Origin of the sequence: Aeromonas sp. Y318-1 (genome assembly GCF_027706125.1) — a bacterium.
Classification (GTDB): Bacteria; Pseudomonadota; Gammaproteobacteria; order Enterobacterales; family Aeromonadaceae; genus Aeromonas; species Aeromonas hydrophila.
The window spans coordinates 1-14442 of sequence record NZ_JAPDCM010000014.1 but is presented as its reverse complement, the minus strand read 5'-3'; the positions used below and the strand labels follow the sequence as shown (position 1 = coordinate 14442).

Sequence of the window (14442 nt, the reverse complement as noted above, 5' to 3'; positions counted from 1 at the left end):
CCAGAGTAGATCTGCGAACCTTGATAGAAACTGAAGCGCACAAGGATTAATTAATGATTTGACCTGAAAAGCAGGCATAAAAAACGGCCCGAACAGGGCCGTTTGCGTGTTTGTGGAATTAAATGCTGGTTAGAGCATCATGCCACCGAAGAAGAAGCCCAGCGCCACGGCGATGGCGATGGTGGCAACACCCGGTACGAAGAAGGGGTGATTGAATACCGCCTTGCCGATACGGGTGGAGCCGGTGTCGTCCATTTCGACCGCGGCCAGCAGGGTCGGGTAGGTCGGCAGCACGAACAGGGCGCTCACGGCGGCGAAGGAGGCGATGGCGGTCAGCGGGCTGACACCCAGTGCCAGAGCTGCCGGCATCAGGGCCTTGGTGGTGGCGCCTTGTGAGTAGAGCAGCATGGCGGCAAAGAACAGCACCACGGCCAGCAGCCAGGAGTACTGGTTCAGCAGGTCGCCGGCGATCAGCTGGATGGTGTCCATGTTGCCTTTCACGAAGACGTTGCCCAGCCAGGCCACGCCCAGTACGCAGATACAGGCGGACATACCGGACTTGAAGGTCGGCATGTTGGTGACCTGGGTGGCGTCCAGCTTGCAGACCAGGGTCATGATGGTGGCCGCGGCCAGCATGATGCCCATGATGGCGCCATCACGGGGGATCGGCGGGTTGGCGATCAGGCCCACTTTACCGGAGATGGCGGTGGCGTAGGCCATCACGGCCACGATGGCGGCGATGAAGATCCAGACCGACACCTTGGCGTAAGGCTTGAGCTCCAGCTTGGTGGTACCGCGCAGCTTGATCAGCCCTTTGGCCTTGCGCTCCAGGTAGACTTCGTCCTGGTCGAGCGGCTTGCCCAGCATGTTGGCGACGAAGGCACCGAGGATGCAGGCGATGAAGGTGGAGGGGATGCAGATGGCCAGCAGAGTCAGGTAATCCACGCCAAACGGCTCAAGCATGCCGGAGAAGGCAACCACGGCCGCAGAGATGGGCGAGGCGGTGATGGCGATCTGGGAGGCGATGACGGCGATGGAGAGCGGACGGGATGGGCGAATCCCCTGTTCCTTGGCCACTTCGGCGATCACCGGCAGGGTGGAGAACGCGGTGTGACCGGTACCGGCCAGCATGGTCATCAGATAGGTGACGACCGGGGCGGCGAAGGTGATGTATTTGGGGTTCTTGCGCAGGGCCTTCTCGGCCAGGGAGACCAGATAGTCCATGCCACCGGCCAGTTGCATACAGGCAATGGCGCAGATGACGGACGCGATGATCATGATCACGTCCCAGGGGATGTAGGTGACCAGCTGGTCGCTGGGAATTGGCATCCCCAGACCCCAGGTCAGTACCAGTACCCCCAAACCACCGGCAAAGCCGATGCCGATGCTGCCTATCCGGGCCCCCAGATAGATAGCGGCGAGCACGACAAGTAACTCGATTCCAATCATAGCGAACACTCCATTTTCCAGTTTTTTTAGGTTTTATTTGGCAGAAAAGCCAATTCCCGATGGGGCTGGGCAAGACCTATCGGGAACTGACTTTATGGGCCGGGATAAACCCGGCCCATTTGCTCGCTTATACGGTGGCTTCGCGGGTATAACGCTTGGCTTTGTATTGCGGGTTCATCAGGTTCTCGATGGAGAGAATTTCATCCAGCTGCTCGGCGGTCAGCAGGCCGCGCTCCAGCACGACTTCACGGACGTTCTTGCCGGTCTGGGCACAGATCTTGCCGACGATGTCGCCTTCGTGGTGACCGATGAAGGGGTTCAGGTAGGTCACGATACCGATGGAGTTCAGCACGTGGTTCATGCAGATTTCCGGGTTGGCGGTGATGCCTTCCACGCACTTCTCGCGCAGGGAGATGCAGGCTTTTTCCATCAGGCTCAGGGATTCGAACATCGCCTGACCGATCACCGGCTCCATGACGTTCAGCTGCAGCTGACCGGCTTCGGCGGCGAAGGTGATGGTGACGTCGTTGCCAAAGACCTTGAAGCAGGACTGGTTGACCACTTCCGGAATGACCGGGTTGACCTTGGCCGGCATGATGGAGGAGCCAGCCTGCATTTCCGGCAGGTTGATCTCTTTGAGTGCAGTACGCGGGCCGGAGGAGAGCAGACGCAGGTCGTTACAGATCTTGGAGAGCTTCATCGCCATGCGCTTGATGGCGCCGTGCAGCATCACGTAGGCGCCGCAGTCGGAGGTCGCTTCGATCAGATCTTCCGCCGGAACATAGGCGCGACCGGTGATCTCGGCCAGGCGCTTGATGGCCAGGGCGGAGTACTCGGGCGGGGTGTTCAGGCCGGTACCGATGGCGGTGGCGCCCAAGTTCACTTCCAGCAGCAGCTCCTGGCAACGCTTGATGGACTTGATCTCTTCGCGCAGGGTGACGGCGAAGGCATGGAATTCCTGACCCAGGGTCATCGGCACCGCATCTTGCAGCTGGGTACGACCCATCTTCAGGATGCCCTTGAACTCGGCAGCCTTGGCATCGAAGGCGGCGATCAGTGCTTCCAGGGCGTGCAGGGTGGTGTCGGTGCTGTTGACCACGGCCACGCGGAAACCGGTGGGGTAGGCATCGTTGGTGGACTGGCACTTGTTGACGTGGTCATTGGGGTTGATGACGTCGTAGCGGCCCTTGGCCAGGCCCATGATTTCAAGGGCGATGTTGGCCAGTACTTCGTTGGTGTTCATGTTGACGGAGGTGCCGGCACCACCCTGGTAAACGTCGACCGGGAACTGGTCGAAGCATTTGCCGGTGTTCAGCATCAGGTCGCAGGCCTCTACGATCTTGTCAGCAATTTCAGGACGGATGGTACCCAGTTCGCCGTTCGCCAGGGCGGCGGCCTTCTTGGTCAGTACCATGCCGCGGACGAATTCGGGAACGTCAGAAATCTTCTGAGTGCTGATCTTGAAGTTTTCAACGGCGCGCAGGGTATGCACACCGTAGTAGAGATCGTTGGAAACTTCTTTGGTGCCCAGCAGGTCTTCTTCAATGCGGACGTTCTTGATGTCGCTCATTGTAATGCCTCAGAAATCAGATAAATGGAAACGATCCTCACCGAGTGGTCGCGAGTTCCTTACGCACGGTTCATCCTGAAGCACCACACATCGAGTGGGGCGGTTGGGGGCTTTTTGCCCCCTTAATTACTGGCGTCGATATTACCCCAATTGAGGTATCTGATATTAGACCTGGATCACTAAATTTGAGACAACCTCAAATAACTTGTGGTCATTAAACAGATATTGCAATCAACCGATTTACTTTGACAGAACAATGACTTCAATCACAGTCTGGCAGGCCGGTTTTTCTGTGGATCCGGCGCCTCGTCACCCTGTGGACTTGAAAAATGCGCGTCACCCCCCATTTTAATCAACAGGAACCGATACCGTGGCGGGTTGGCAACGGCATCAACGGTTGTCGCACTTCGCCAGCGGTTCATTCACATTCATCCGCACTGAGGTTGTTATGGGCAAGTTGTTTCTATTGTTGGTCGGTCTGGTGGTGCTTGAGCTCACCGTGATGATCGAAGTCGGCTCCGTGATCGGTGCCTTGCCGACCGTCGGCTTGCTCATTCTGACGGCGGTGCTGGGCTCCTCGCTGGTGCGTAGCGAAGGGATCAAGACCCTGTTCAACGCGCAGCAGAAGATGCAGCAGGGGGAGATGCCGGGACGTGAGGTGATGGGGGGCATGATGCTGGCGCTGGCCGGTCTGCTGCTGATCATCCCGGGTTTCGTGACCGACTTCTTCGGCATCCTGCTGCTGCAGCCCTGGCTGCGCAACAAGCTGGCCGACAAGCTGATCGGCAGCAACCAGTTCAAGATGCAGATGGGCGGTTTTCAGACCCGTCAGCAGCCGTTCGACGAGGTGCCGGGCAATGACCAGCCGGGTCAAGCTCCGCGCAGCGGCACCACCATCGAAGGGGAGTTCGAGCGCAAGGAGTAACTGCTGCGCTTACTTTCCTGCCATCAGGGCCTGCCCTGATGGCACAACTGCTCGAAGCGGTGGCGGGCATACCACCAGGCCAGAGTGCCCGCCGCCAGATTGGCCACGAGAATGCCCAGATAGATCCCCTGCTCCCCTCCCAGTTTCGCCCCCAGCCAGGCTCCTGGCAGCAAGAAGACAAACAGCCGCAACCCGTTGAACAGGAAAGAGACGCTGGAAGCCCTCACGCCATTCAAGGCGGACGCGAGCAGCATCACCATGCCCTGAAAGCCGTAGCCGATGGGCACCAGGTGCAGATAGAGCACGATGAGGCGCACCACCTGCGGATGACTGCTGAACAGCTCGGCGATGGAGGGGGCCAGCAGCCAGGTCAGTCCGTATACCGCCAGCTGGAACAGCAGGGCAAAGCGCATGCAAAACTGCAGCGCCGCCTTGGCACGGGCCGGGTTGCCCGCCCCGCAGTTCTGCGAGATGAAGGGCGCGAGCACGGAGGAGAGCGCCATCATCACGATAAGCAGCAGGGCCTCCACTCTCGATGCGGCGCCGTAGGCGGCCACCACTTCCGTCCCCAGCCCGGCGAAGATGGTCATCAGCACGGCGTTGGCCAGTGGGTTGAGCATGTTGGTGAAGGAGGCGGGTACCGCCACGTGCAGCAGGGCGCGCCAGTGGGCCAGCAACTGCGGACGCGGGGAGAGGCGCCAGCGCAGCAGCCCTTCCCGGTGGCGCAATATATAGAGGCTGACCAGCATGGCTATCAGCCAGGAGAGGGAGGTGGCGATGGCGGCGCCGCGGATCCCCCATGCTGGGAAGGGGCCTATGCCGAAGATGAGCAGGGGATCCAGCACCCCGTTGACCAGCCCGGCCACCGTCATCACCAGGCTGGGGGTCTTGGTATCGCCGGTAGCCCGGATGGCGGCATTGCCCACCATGGGCAGCACCAGCATGGGGACGGTCAGATACCAGATCAGCATGTAGTCGTAGATGAGGGCGATCAGCTCATCGCTGGCGCCGAGCAACCGGAACAGCGGGTGTATGGTCAGCGCCCCCGCCAGGGCGATGAGGGCGACCAGCAGCACGGCCAGAAACAGGTTGTCGGTGGTGATGCGGGCGGCTTCATCATGCTTGCCCTGGCCGAGCGCATGACCCATCACCGCAGAGAGGCCGGCCCCCAGACCCATCGCCAGCGAGGTGACCACGAAGGTCACCGGAAAGGTGAAGCTGATGGCGGCCAGCGCCTGGGTGCCCAACATGCCGATGAAGAAGGTATCGACCAGGTTGAAGGCGAGAATGGCGACGATGCCGAGGATCATCGGGCCCGTCATGCGCAGCAATACGGACGTCATGGGGGCGGTCAATAGGGGATTGGGTCGGGTCACGGGCTCGTCTCTGTACGTCTGGCGGAGTTCTGGCTGCGGGCAGCACAAACCGGTTTCCTGACCGGGACTTCGGGAGATCCATCGAAGACGTTCATAGTACGTGAAAATATTTTTTTTGTATTTGCCCTTGAAGGGTTAACAAACGTGCCCCACATCGGAGACATATCTAATTTGGCCAGGAATGGCCATTCCTCAAAGCAACACAGAGACTCATTTTGGGAGAGTTATCGATGAAAATTCGTCCACTGCACGACCGCGTCATCATCAAGCGCATCGAAGCTGAAGCCAAATCCGCTGGCGGCATTGTCTTGACTGGTACTGCGGCCCAGAAGTCCACCCGTGGTGAAGTTCTTGCCGTGGGGACTGGCCGAATTCTGGATAATGGCGATGTCAAAGCCCTCGCCGTCAAGGTTGGTGACAAGGTGATCTTCAACGAAGGCTACGGTGTGAAGACCGAGAAGCTGGATGGTCAGGACGTACTGATCCTGTCTGAAACCGACATCCTGGCGATTGTCGAAGAGTAATCCACCCTTTCCCCCTGCGAATTGATTGAAGGATTGAAGAAATGGCAGCTAAAGAAGTCAAGTTTGGCAACGAAGCACGCAGCAAGATGCTGGAAGGCGTAAACATCCTGGCCGATGCCGTCAAGGTGACCCTGGGCCCGAAAGGCCGCAACGTGGTACTGGACAAGTCCTTCGGCGCACCGACCATCACCAAGGACGGCGTCTCTGTTGCCCGCGAAATCGAGCTGGAAGACAAGTTCATGAACATGGGCGCCCAGATGGTCAAGGAAGTTGCTTCCAAGGCCAACGACGCCGCCGGTGACGGTACCACTACCGCTACCGTACTGGCTCAAGCCATCGTCAACGAAGGCCTGAAGGCCGTTGCCGCCGGCATGAACCCGATGGATCTGAAGCGCGGTATCGACAAGGCCGTAGTGGCCGCCGTTGCCGAGCTGCAAGCGCTGTCCCAGCCGTGTGCTGACAACAATGCCATCGCTCAGGTCGGCACCATCTCCGCCAACTCCGACGAGAAAGTGGGCAAGCTGATTGCCGAAGCCATGGACAAAGTCGGTCGTGACGGCGTCATCACCGTTGAAGACGGTCAGGGTCTGGACGACGAGCTGGCCGTGGTAGAAGGCATGCAGTTCGATCGTGGCTACCTCTCCCCGTACTTCGTCAACAAGCCGGAAACCGGTGCCGTTGAGCTGGACGATCCCTTCATCCTGCTGGTCGACAAGAAAGTCTCCAACATCCGTGAAATGCTGCCGGTGCTGGAAGGCGTAGCCAAAGCGGGCAAGCCGCTGATCATCGTGGCCGAAGACGTGGAAGGCGAAGCGCTGGCGACCCTGGTGGTCAACACCATGCGTGGCATCGTGAAAGTCGCGGCCGTCAAGGCACCTGGCTTCGGTGACCGTCGCAAAGCCATGCTGCAGGATATCGCCATCCTGACCGGTGGTACCGTGATCTCCGAAGAAGTGGGCATGGAGCTGGAAAAAGCGACCCTGGAAGACCTGGGCCGTGCCAAGCGCATCGTCATCACCAAAGAGAACACCACCATCATCGATGGCGTGGGTGATGCATCCCTGATCGAGAGCCGTGTGGCCCAGATCCGTCAGCAGATCGAAGAGACCTCTTCCGATTACGACCGCGAGAAGCTGCAAGAGCGCGTAGCCAAACTGGCTGGCGGTGTTGCGGTGATCAAGGTTGGCGCTGCCACCGAAGTCGAGATGAAAGAGAAGAAAGCCCGGGTTGACGACGCCCTGCACGCGACTCGCGCCGCAGTAGAAGAGGGTGTGGTTGCCGGTGGTGGTGTTGCGCTGGTACGCGTGGCCGCCAAACTGGCCGGCCTGCGTGGCGACAACGAAGATCAGAACGTGGGTATCAAGGTCGCTCTGCGCGCCATGGAAGCCCCGCTGCGCCAGATCGTCATCAACGCCGGTGAAGAGGCCTCCGTCATCGCCAACGCGGTGAAGAACGGTGAAGGTAACTTCGGTTACAACGCCTACACCGAACAGTACGGTGACATGCTGGCCATGGGTATCCTGGATCCGACCAAGGTGACCCGTTCTGCCCTGCAGTTCGCCTCTTCCATCGCCGGCCTGATGATCACCACCGAGTGCATGATCTCCGAGCTGCCGAAGAAAGATGCCCCTGCCATGCCTGACATGGGCGGCATGGGCGGCATGGGCATGATGTAATTCAGCCCTGGTTACCAAACGGCTCGCTTTTGCGGGCCGTTTTTTTTATGGCGACTAAACTGAGTCTATTGTCAGTGACTTAATCAGAGGTGAGTATGCGTGTACTGGATTTGATTCCATTACTGTTTTCTCTGGCCATGCCGGTGATGGCACTTGAGGCGCCACAGGGGCCCGTCATTTTGAAGGTGACCGGCAATGTGCTGCCGGCCGAGGCGACGGAGGGGGTGGTCTCCTTCGATCTCGCCATGCTCAAGGCCCTGCCGCAGCATGAGATAGTGACCAGCAATCCCTGGGTCGACAAACCGCACAAATATGTGGGGCCCAAGCTGGCCGATGTCTTGGCTGCCGTCGGCGCGGATGGCAAGGCGATCACCTTGACGGCCTTGAACAGTTTTCAGATCAGGATCAACTGGGATAAGGTCAGGCAATACGACCCGATTCTGGCCTGGCAAGATGACGGGGTCACCATGCGGGTACGGAATAAGGGACCGCTTTGGTTTATCCTACCGCTGGATCAGTATCCCGAGCTGAAACGCTCGGAGTTTACCGACATGATGATTTGGCAATTGAACGCCATTGATATTCAGCATTGATGTAGTGGCTTGCGGGAGTACGAGTGAAAGCAAAGACCAAGGCGTGGCCTTTACTCATCGTTCTTTACCTATCCATCCTGTTGTTCACGGGAAGCACTCTCTATTGCCTTGCGCAGATACAGAATGCGACCCGAGTGATGGAGAGGTACACCTATGACGTCTCCTGGGCCCTGATGCAGTTGCAACTGGAGTTGGGGCGCTTCCTCAACTCCGTCGAGATCTACCATTATGGCGGCATCGATCACGACACCCTGATGCTGCGTTACGATATCCTGTGGAGCCGGACCCCCATCCTGCTCAGTGGCCAGTTGCGTCAGAGCATGAAGGACAAGCAGAAGACCTTGCGGCTGGTGCAGTTGATCGAAAGCAATATCCGTGAGATGGAGCCCAATATCACCAATCTGAAGGCGGGGACACCCGATTATCAGCAGATATTGATGCGCCTGGTTCCTCTGCAGGAGCCGCTCTCCTATTCTCTCGCCTCCGTGATGCAGAAGAACATCAACGTCTATTCAGGCAATGACAAACGCTTTGGCCAACTGCGCAATGCTCTGCTGTTCATGGTGTCAGGGCTGGTGCTGTCGGTGATGCTGCTGAGTGGTTTGTTGATCCGCGAGGCACGCCGTCATTTCAGGGCTGCGCGGATCGATCCCCTGACCGGGCTCTCTAACCGGTTGGCCTTGCTGGAGAAGATGGAGTCCTACGCCACCAAGGAGACGCCGTTTGGCCTGGTGCTGGTGGACATCAACGATTTTCGCGACATCAACAGCAAGTTCGGCTACAACACCGGTGATTTCCTGCTGCAGGAGCTGGCAAAGCGAATGCGCAGTTTGTGTGAGAACGGTGAGTGGGTGGCCCGGCTGGGCGGCGATCAGTTTGCCATGATCCAGCGTGAAAGCAGTGACCTGCGCCAGGTGAGGGAGCTGGTGGCCCGCCTGCTGCATGCGCTCAAGCAGGACATCATCATAGACAACTACCCGTTCCGCCTGGAGGTGGGCATCGGCATCGCCTTCTTCCCGATGGACAGCAAGCATACTCAAGAGCTGCTCAGCCGGGCCGAGCAGGCCTTGTTTCACAGCCGCAAGACCCATGTGCCATACGTCATCTACGACAACTCGTTGCTCAATGAAACGGCGCGCCGCAAGCATTTGGCAAGCGACATGATCATGGCGCTCGAGCACAATGCACTTGAGCTCTATTACCAGCCCATCGTCAACCTCGAGAGTGGCCGCTGCGAAGCGGTGGAAGCCTTGCTGCGCTGGCGTCACCCTGAGTTGGGTTTCATTCCCCCCAACGAGGTGATCCAGGTCGCCGAGGAGTTCCAGCTGGCCGAGAAGCTGGGCAGCTGGGTATTGAACACGGCCTGCGAGCAGCTCTATCAGTGGCAGCAACTGGGTTTGGTTGATTTGCAGATGTGCGTCAATATCTCACCCGGCATGTATCAGCGCAATCTGTTGAAGCTGGTTGCCAAGGCCTTGATGGACCACCATATTCCGGCCGCCAGCCTGGTGCTGGAGGTGACGGAAGACACCACCATGCGCGAGGTGAAAAACTCCCTGCAACTGATGCAGGACCTCAATCAGCAAGGGGTACAGCTGGCACTGGATGATTTTGGTACCGGCTACTCCTCGCTCAGCTATCTGCAGAAGCTGCCGGTCAGCAAGGTGAAGATCGATCGCTCCTTCATTCAGGGGATCGATACGTCCATCGAGGCATCCGAGCTGGTCGCCAACATCTGCCGGATGGGTTCCATGCTGGGCAAGAGTCTGGTGTGTGAAGGGATAGAGACGCAGGCTCAGCTCGACGTGTTGCGCACCCTCACGGATATTCACCTCTATGGTCAGGGCTATCTGTTCAGCCGCCCAGAACAGGCGGAGAAGGTTTATCAAACCCTGCTGGAGATGGAAGAGGAGTGGCTGAAGCGACGCCAACCCGACAAGGCGTATTTAATTTAGCCAAAATGGCTCATGCTTGGTCCAAGATGGCCGATAGTCTTAAAGCAGGAGGTACACCATGGATATATCTAGTTCTGCATCTGCGTCATTTGGTTCTGCATTGATGACGGCCAGCCTGGCCAAGAAACAACAGACCCAAGAAGGTGAATCTGCATTGAAACTGCTGCAAACAGCAGCTCAATCAGCACCGGTTGCACCGACATCGGCCAACGCTTCTTTGGGAAGTAACATCGATATTCGCGTCTGACCCTAACGAAAAAGCCCCCATCCAGTCGATGGGGGCTTTTTTATGTCTGCGATATCGCGATGCCTCTCTTGGCTCAGACCGGAAAAGGGGCTGGCGCCTCAAAAGTCATCCGCTCGCCGCTGCGGGGATGGCTGATGGTCAGACTGGCCGCATGCAGGTAGAGATGGGGGGCAGCCGCCAGCGCATCCGGATGGGCGTAGAGGTTGTCACCCAGAATGGGGTGCCCCAGTTCCAGCATGTGGACGCGCAGCTGGTGCGAGCGACCCGTGATGGGAGTCAGTTTGATCAGGCTGTTGCCGTTCTCCACCTTCAGCTTCTGCCACAGGGTCAGGGCATGACGCCCCTCCTCGTGGTCAACCTTCTGTTTCGGCCGGTTGGGCCAGTCGACGCAGAGCGGCAGGTCGACCTGACCGGACTCCGCCTCCGGTTCGCCCCACACCCAGGCGAGGTAGTGCTTCTCGGTCTCCCGCTCGCGAAATTGCCGACTCAGCTCCCGATGGGAATTGGGATTGAGGGGAATGACAATGACGCCAGTGGTGGACATGTCGAGCCGATGAGCCGCCGCCGCCTTGGGATGCTGCTGCTTTACCCGATGCAGGACGCTGTCTTCATTCTCGGGGCCGCGCCCGGGCACGCTCAGCAGGCCAGTGGGCTTGTTGACCACCATGATGTCCTTGTCCTTGAACAGGATATCGAGCCAGGGTTCCAGAGGCGGTGAGTATTCAAACATAAATGTCTCGCATCAGAAGGTGGGGGCAAGCCCCCATCAGTTATGAGTAACCACAATCATAAAGGGCATGTCATCCAGCATGAGCCGGTCATGTCTCTTCAGTATCGCGTCAGTTATGGGTGACCACGATAAAGCGGATGGCATCCAGCTTGAGTTGGGTCTGATCGATCAGGTGGTGCAATTCTGCCTGCAGATTGCGCAGATAATCCAGTTCGCTGTCGCGCACGTTCGGGTTGACCGCCTTGAGCGCTTCCAGCCTGTCCAGATCCTGCTGCAGGGTCTGCGCCATCTGGGCGCGGGCCTTGTCGACAATCCCGCCTTTCAGCTCTTCGGCAATGGCCTGGCCCTTGCCAATCAGACCGTGGATCACTGGTTGGGACGCGGTGACCAGCTTGCTGCCGAGGTGGCGATTGACCGGCGTCAGCTGGCGGTTGAAGGCATCGAACGCCACTTTTTCGCCCAGATTCTGGCCGTTCTTGTCCATCAGCAGACGGATCGGCGTTGGCGGCATGAAGCGGTAGAGCTGGGGATGGGCTGCAGACTCGGCAACGAAGATCAGCTCAAGCAAGATGGAGCCGATAGGCAGCGCCTTGTTCTTGAGCAGTGCAACCGAGGTCGCACCGATTTCGGAGCCCAGGATCAGGTCGATACCGCCACGCATCATGGGGTGATCCCAGGAGAGCAGCGCCATGTCATCCCGCGACAGAGCGGTGTTACGATCGAAGGTGATGGTCATGCCGTCTTGCGGCAGGCCCGGGAAGCTGGAGACCAGCATGTGATCCCCCGGGGTCAGCACCAGCGCGTTCTCGCCACGGTCATCCTGGTTGACGCCGATCTCGTCGAACATCTTGAGGGCGAAGGAGATCATGCCGGTGTCGTCATCTTCGGCGGCCAGCTTGTCGACCAGTTGTTGGGCAGCGGCGCCACCGCTGGAATGGATTTCCAGCAGGCGATCGCGACCCTGTTCCAGCCGGGCCTTGAGCGGCTCGTGCAGTTCGCGAGTCTTGACCAGCAGAGCATCGAGGGGTTCCTGATCGCCGGTATTGGCGGCCAGCAGCTCGAACAGCTCGTCACGTACCGCTTCAAATACCGGACGGGCCGTCGGGCAGGTCTGCTCGAATGCATCCAGACCATCGTGATACCAGAGCTGCAGGGCGCGCTGGGCAGTCCCTTCCAGGTAGGGCACGTGGATCTCGACGGTATTCTGCTGACCGATACGGTCCAGGCGACCGATACGCTGTTCCAGCAGGTCCGGGTTGAGGGGCAGATCGAACAGCACCAGATGGCTGGCAAACTGGAAGTTGCGACCCTCTGAGCCAATCTCGGAGCAGAGCAGTACCTGGGCGCCACCATCCTCTTGCGCAAAATAGGCAGAGGCCTTGTCCCGCTCGAGGATGGACATCCCTTCGTGGAACACGGCACCACGGATCCCTTCACGGGTGCGCAGCGCCTCTTCCAGCGCGATGGCGGTGGCTGCTTCGGAGCAGATCACCAGCACCTTCTGCTGACGGGCTGAGAGCAGCAGCTCCAGCAACCATTCGACGCGCGGGTCGAACTGGGTCCAGGTAGCGTTGTCGCCTTCGAACTGCTGGAAGATCTTCTCAGGATAGAGGTAGCGCAGGGCGCGGGTCTGCAGATCGCCGCCATTGCCGCCCATCATGCCCATCACCTTGATGGCGGTTTTGTACTGCTCCGGCAGCGGCATGGGGTAGACGTTGAGGTGACGCTCGGGGAAGCCCTGAATATTGGCGCGGCTGTTACGGAACAGCACCCGGCCGGTGCCATGCTGATCCAGCAGCTTGGCGACCGCCTGTTGACGGGCGGCGGCATCACTCAGATCCAGCCCTTTCAGCTGGGTGGCGAGGATCTGTCTGGCTTCATCGCTCAGGGTCTCGCCATCCAGCAGCTCTTGCGCTGCGCTGGCGACCTGACCGTAGGCTTGCTCCTCGGCGAGGAAGGCCTCGTAGTCGTAGAAACGCTCGGGATCGAGCAGGCGCAGACGGGCAAAGTGGCTCTGGTGGCCCAGCTGATCCGGGGTGGCGGTCAGCAGCAGCACGCCCGGCACCTGTTCGGCCAGCGCTTCCACCATTTCGTAGGCGCGGCTCGGCGCTTCCTCACTCCACTCCAGATGATGGGCTTCGTCGACAACCAGCAGATCCCACTCGGCTTCCAGCACCTGTTCGAAGCGACGACGCTTCTTGCGCAGGAAGTCGAGGCTGCAGATCACCAGCTGTTCGGTCTCGAAGGGATTCTCCGCATCGGCGAACGCCTCGATGCAGCGCTCCTCGTCAAACAGGGAGAAGTGCAGGTTGAAGCGGCGCAGCATTTCGACCAGCCACTGGTGCTGGAGAGTCTCGGGCAGCAGGATCAGCACCCGATGGGCACGGCCGGAGAGCAGCTGCTGGTGAATGATCATGCCCGCTTCGATGGTCTTGCCCAGACCCACCTCATCGGCCAGCAATACGCGCGGGGCGTAGCGGTGACCCACTTCATGGGCGATATAGAGCTGGTGCGGGATCAGGCTGACCCGGCCACCGGCCAGACCGCGAGTCGGGTTGCGACGACGTTGGTGCTGGTTGATCAACGCCTCGTAGCGCAGGGTGAAGCGGGACATCCGGTCAATCTGGCCGGCGAACAGGCGATCCTGCGGCTTGTTGAACTTGATGAAGTTGTTGAGAAACACTTCCTTGAGGGCAACGGGCTCATCATTGTCGGTACGCACACCGACATATATAAGCAGGCCGTCTTTCTCCTGCACTTCTTCGACCATCATGGTCCAGTCTTCGTGACTGGCTATCTGATCGCCCACATTGAAGCTGACCCGGGTTACCGGCGCCTCTTCTTTGGCATACATGCGGTTTTCACCGGTAGCCGGAAACAACAGGGTAACCATGCGTCCTTCAACAGCAACGACAGTCCCCAACCCCAGATCCGTCTCTGTATCACTAATCCAACGCTGGCCAAGTGCAAAAGGCATTAAACTCTCCAAAGCCCAAGAGTGTGTGAATCGCAAAGGGGCGCTATGTTACCCGAAGGCGTGAGCGCGATCACCATGGATATAGAGGTGGCAGGCGTCATTCATCGGGTGGGGCGAACCGACGTGCTCATCTATGGCTAAAGATAGAGGGATGTCGCTATATGGAGGCAGAATTGCTGAATAAGCCATCCATCTGGGGGATTGTTGAGCGGTTGAACTGTTTTCTCGAATTTAATTCGAAAAGCCTCTTGCAAGCGTGATCCAGATCCCTATAATGCGCCTCCATCGACACGGCAAGCGGCAACGCAAACAACCGGGTCGGTCGCCTCGAAAAAGCCTTTGCAAATAAGGCTTGACTCGAGAAGGCGGTTGAGTAGAATGCCACTCCCGCAGCAGCCAAAAGCTGCGTCGCTCTTTAAC

Annotated in this window: 11 protein-coding genes; 6 read left to right on the top strand and 5 right to left on the bottom strand. The window is 58.9% G+C overall.

Features of this window, described 5'->3' with window-relative positions:
* Positions 1–129: 129 nt before the first annotated feature.
* On the bottom strand, positions 130–1449 hold the full coding sequence (locus OKB87_RS18850; protein ID WP_011704800.1) for an anaerobic C4-dicarboxylate transporter: 1320 nt from the start codon (positions 1447–1449) through the stop codon (positions 130–132).
* 127 nt (positions 1450–1576) lie between these two features.
* Positions 1577–3019, bottom strand: coding sequence for an aspartate ammonia-lyase (gene aspA / locus OKB87_RS18845; protein ID WP_011704801.1), 1443 nt, complete (start codon positions 3017–3019; stop codon positions 1577–1579).
* A gap of 448 nt (positions 3020–3467) precedes the next feature.
* Here aspA and OKB87_RS18840 point away from each other — a divergent pair, with 448 nt between their 5' ends.
* Complete coding sequence (locus tag OKB87_RS18840; RefSeq protein WP_162493509.1) at positions 3468–3944, top strand: FxsA family protein; 477 nt, start codon at positions 3468–3470, stop codon at positions 3942–3944.
* Positions 3945–3967: 23 nt separating this feature from the next.
* Here OKB87_RS18840 and OKB87_RS18835 read toward each other — a convergent pair whose 3' ends face one another.
* Positions 3968–5368 carry an MATE family efflux transporter gene (locus tag OKB87_RS18835; protein WP_270828260.1) on the bottom strand — a complete coding sequence of 467 codons (1401 nt, stop codon included), beginning with the start codon at positions 5366–5368 and terminating at the stop codon, positions 3968–3970.
* A gap of 182 nt (positions 5369–5550) precedes the next feature.
* Between OKB87_RS18835 and OKB87_RS18830 the strand changes: the two genes are divergently transcribed.
* From OKB87_RS18830 to OKB87_RS18810, 5 genes are all read left to right on the top strand, one after another.
* Positions 5551–5844, top strand: a complete 294-nt coding sequence (locus OKB87_RS18830; RefSeq protein WP_005309514.1) for a co-chaperone GroES — start codon at positions 5551–5553, stop codon at positions 5842–5844.
* Positions 5845–5885: 41 nt separating this feature from the next.
* On the top strand, positions 5886–7520 hold the full coding sequence (gene groL, locus OKB87_RS18825) for a chaperonin GroEL (RefSeq protein WP_011704804.1): 1635 nt from the start codon (positions 5886–5888) through the stop codon (positions 7518–7520).
* Positions 7521–7615: 95 nt separating this feature from the next.
* Complete coding sequence (locus OKB87_RS18820; protein WP_270828259.1) at positions 7616–8113, top strand: molybdopterin-binding oxidoreductase; 498 nt, start codon at positions 7616–7618, stop codon at positions 8111–8113.
* Between the two features lie 23 nt (positions 8114–8136).
* Positions 8137–10068, top strand: a complete 1932-nt coding sequence (locus OKB87_RS18815; protein ID WP_270828258.1) for a putative bifunctional diguanylate cyclase/phosphodiesterase — start codon at positions 8137–8139, stop codon at positions 10066–10068.
* A 58-nt stretch (positions 10069–10126) separates the two neighbouring features.
* Positions 10127–10315: a hypothetical protein gene (locus OKB87_RS18810; RefSeq protein ID WP_073348952.1), complete on the top strand. Its 189-nt coding sequence runs from the start codon at positions 10127–10129 to the stop codon at positions 10313–10315.
* Between the two features lie 73 nt (positions 10316–10388).
* Here OKB87_RS18810 and rluA read toward each other — a convergent pair whose 3' ends face one another.
* Both rluA and rapA read right to left on the bottom strand, forming a co-directional pair.
* Positions 10389–11045 (bottom strand): bifunctional tRNA pseudouridine(32) synthase/23S rRNA pseudouridine(746) synthase RluA, encoded by a 657-nt coding sequence (gene rluA, locus OKB87_RS18805; RefSeq protein WP_069528708.1) that lies wholly within the window; start codon positions 11043–11045, stop codon positions 10389–10391.
* A gap of 109 nt (positions 11046–11154) precedes the next feature.
* The gene (rapA, locus tag OKB87_RS18800; protein WP_270828257.1) at positions 11155–14022 is read right to left on the bottom strand and encodes an RNA polymerase-associated protein RapA; all 2868 of its coding nucleotides are present in this window, start codon (positions 14020–14022) and stop codon (positions 11155–11157) included.
* Positions 14023–14442: the final 420 nt, after the last annotated feature.

Coding starts and splice junctions, on each gene's coding strand:
- OKB87_RS18850 (WP_011704800.1), bottom strand. CDS start 1,449: ATGATTGGAATCGAGTTACTTGTCGTGCTCGCCGCTATCTATCTGGGG.
- aspA (WP_011704801.1), bottom strand. CDS start 3,019: ATGAGCGACATCAAGAACGTCCGCATTGAAGAAGACCTGCTGGGCACC.
- OKB87_RS18840 (WP_162493509.1), top strand. CDS start 3,468: ATGGGCAAGTTGTTTCTATTGTTGGTCGGTCTGGTGGTGCTTGAGCTC.
- OKB87_RS18830 (WP_005309514.1), top strand. CDS start 5,551: ATGAAAATTCGTCCACTGCACGACCGCGTCATCATCAAGCGCATCGAA.
- groL (WP_011704804.1), top strand. CDS start 5,886: ATGGCAGCTAAAGAAGTCAAGTTTGGCAACGAAGCACGCAGCAAGATG.
- OKB87_RS18820 (WP_270828259.1), top strand. CDS start 7,616: ATGCGTGTACTGGATTTGATTCCATTACTGTTTTCTCTGGCCATGCCG.
- OKB87_RS18810 (WP_073348952.1), top strand. CDS start 10,127: ATGGATATATCTAGTTCTGCATCTGCGTCATTTGGTTCTGCATTGATG.
- rluA (WP_069528708.1), bottom strand. CDS start 11,045: ATGTTTGAATACTCACCGCCTCTGGAACCCTGGCTCGATATCCTGTTC.
- rapA (WP_270828257.1), bottom strand. CDS start 14,022: ATGCCTTTTGCACTTGGCCAGCGTTGGATTAGTGATACAGAGACGGAT.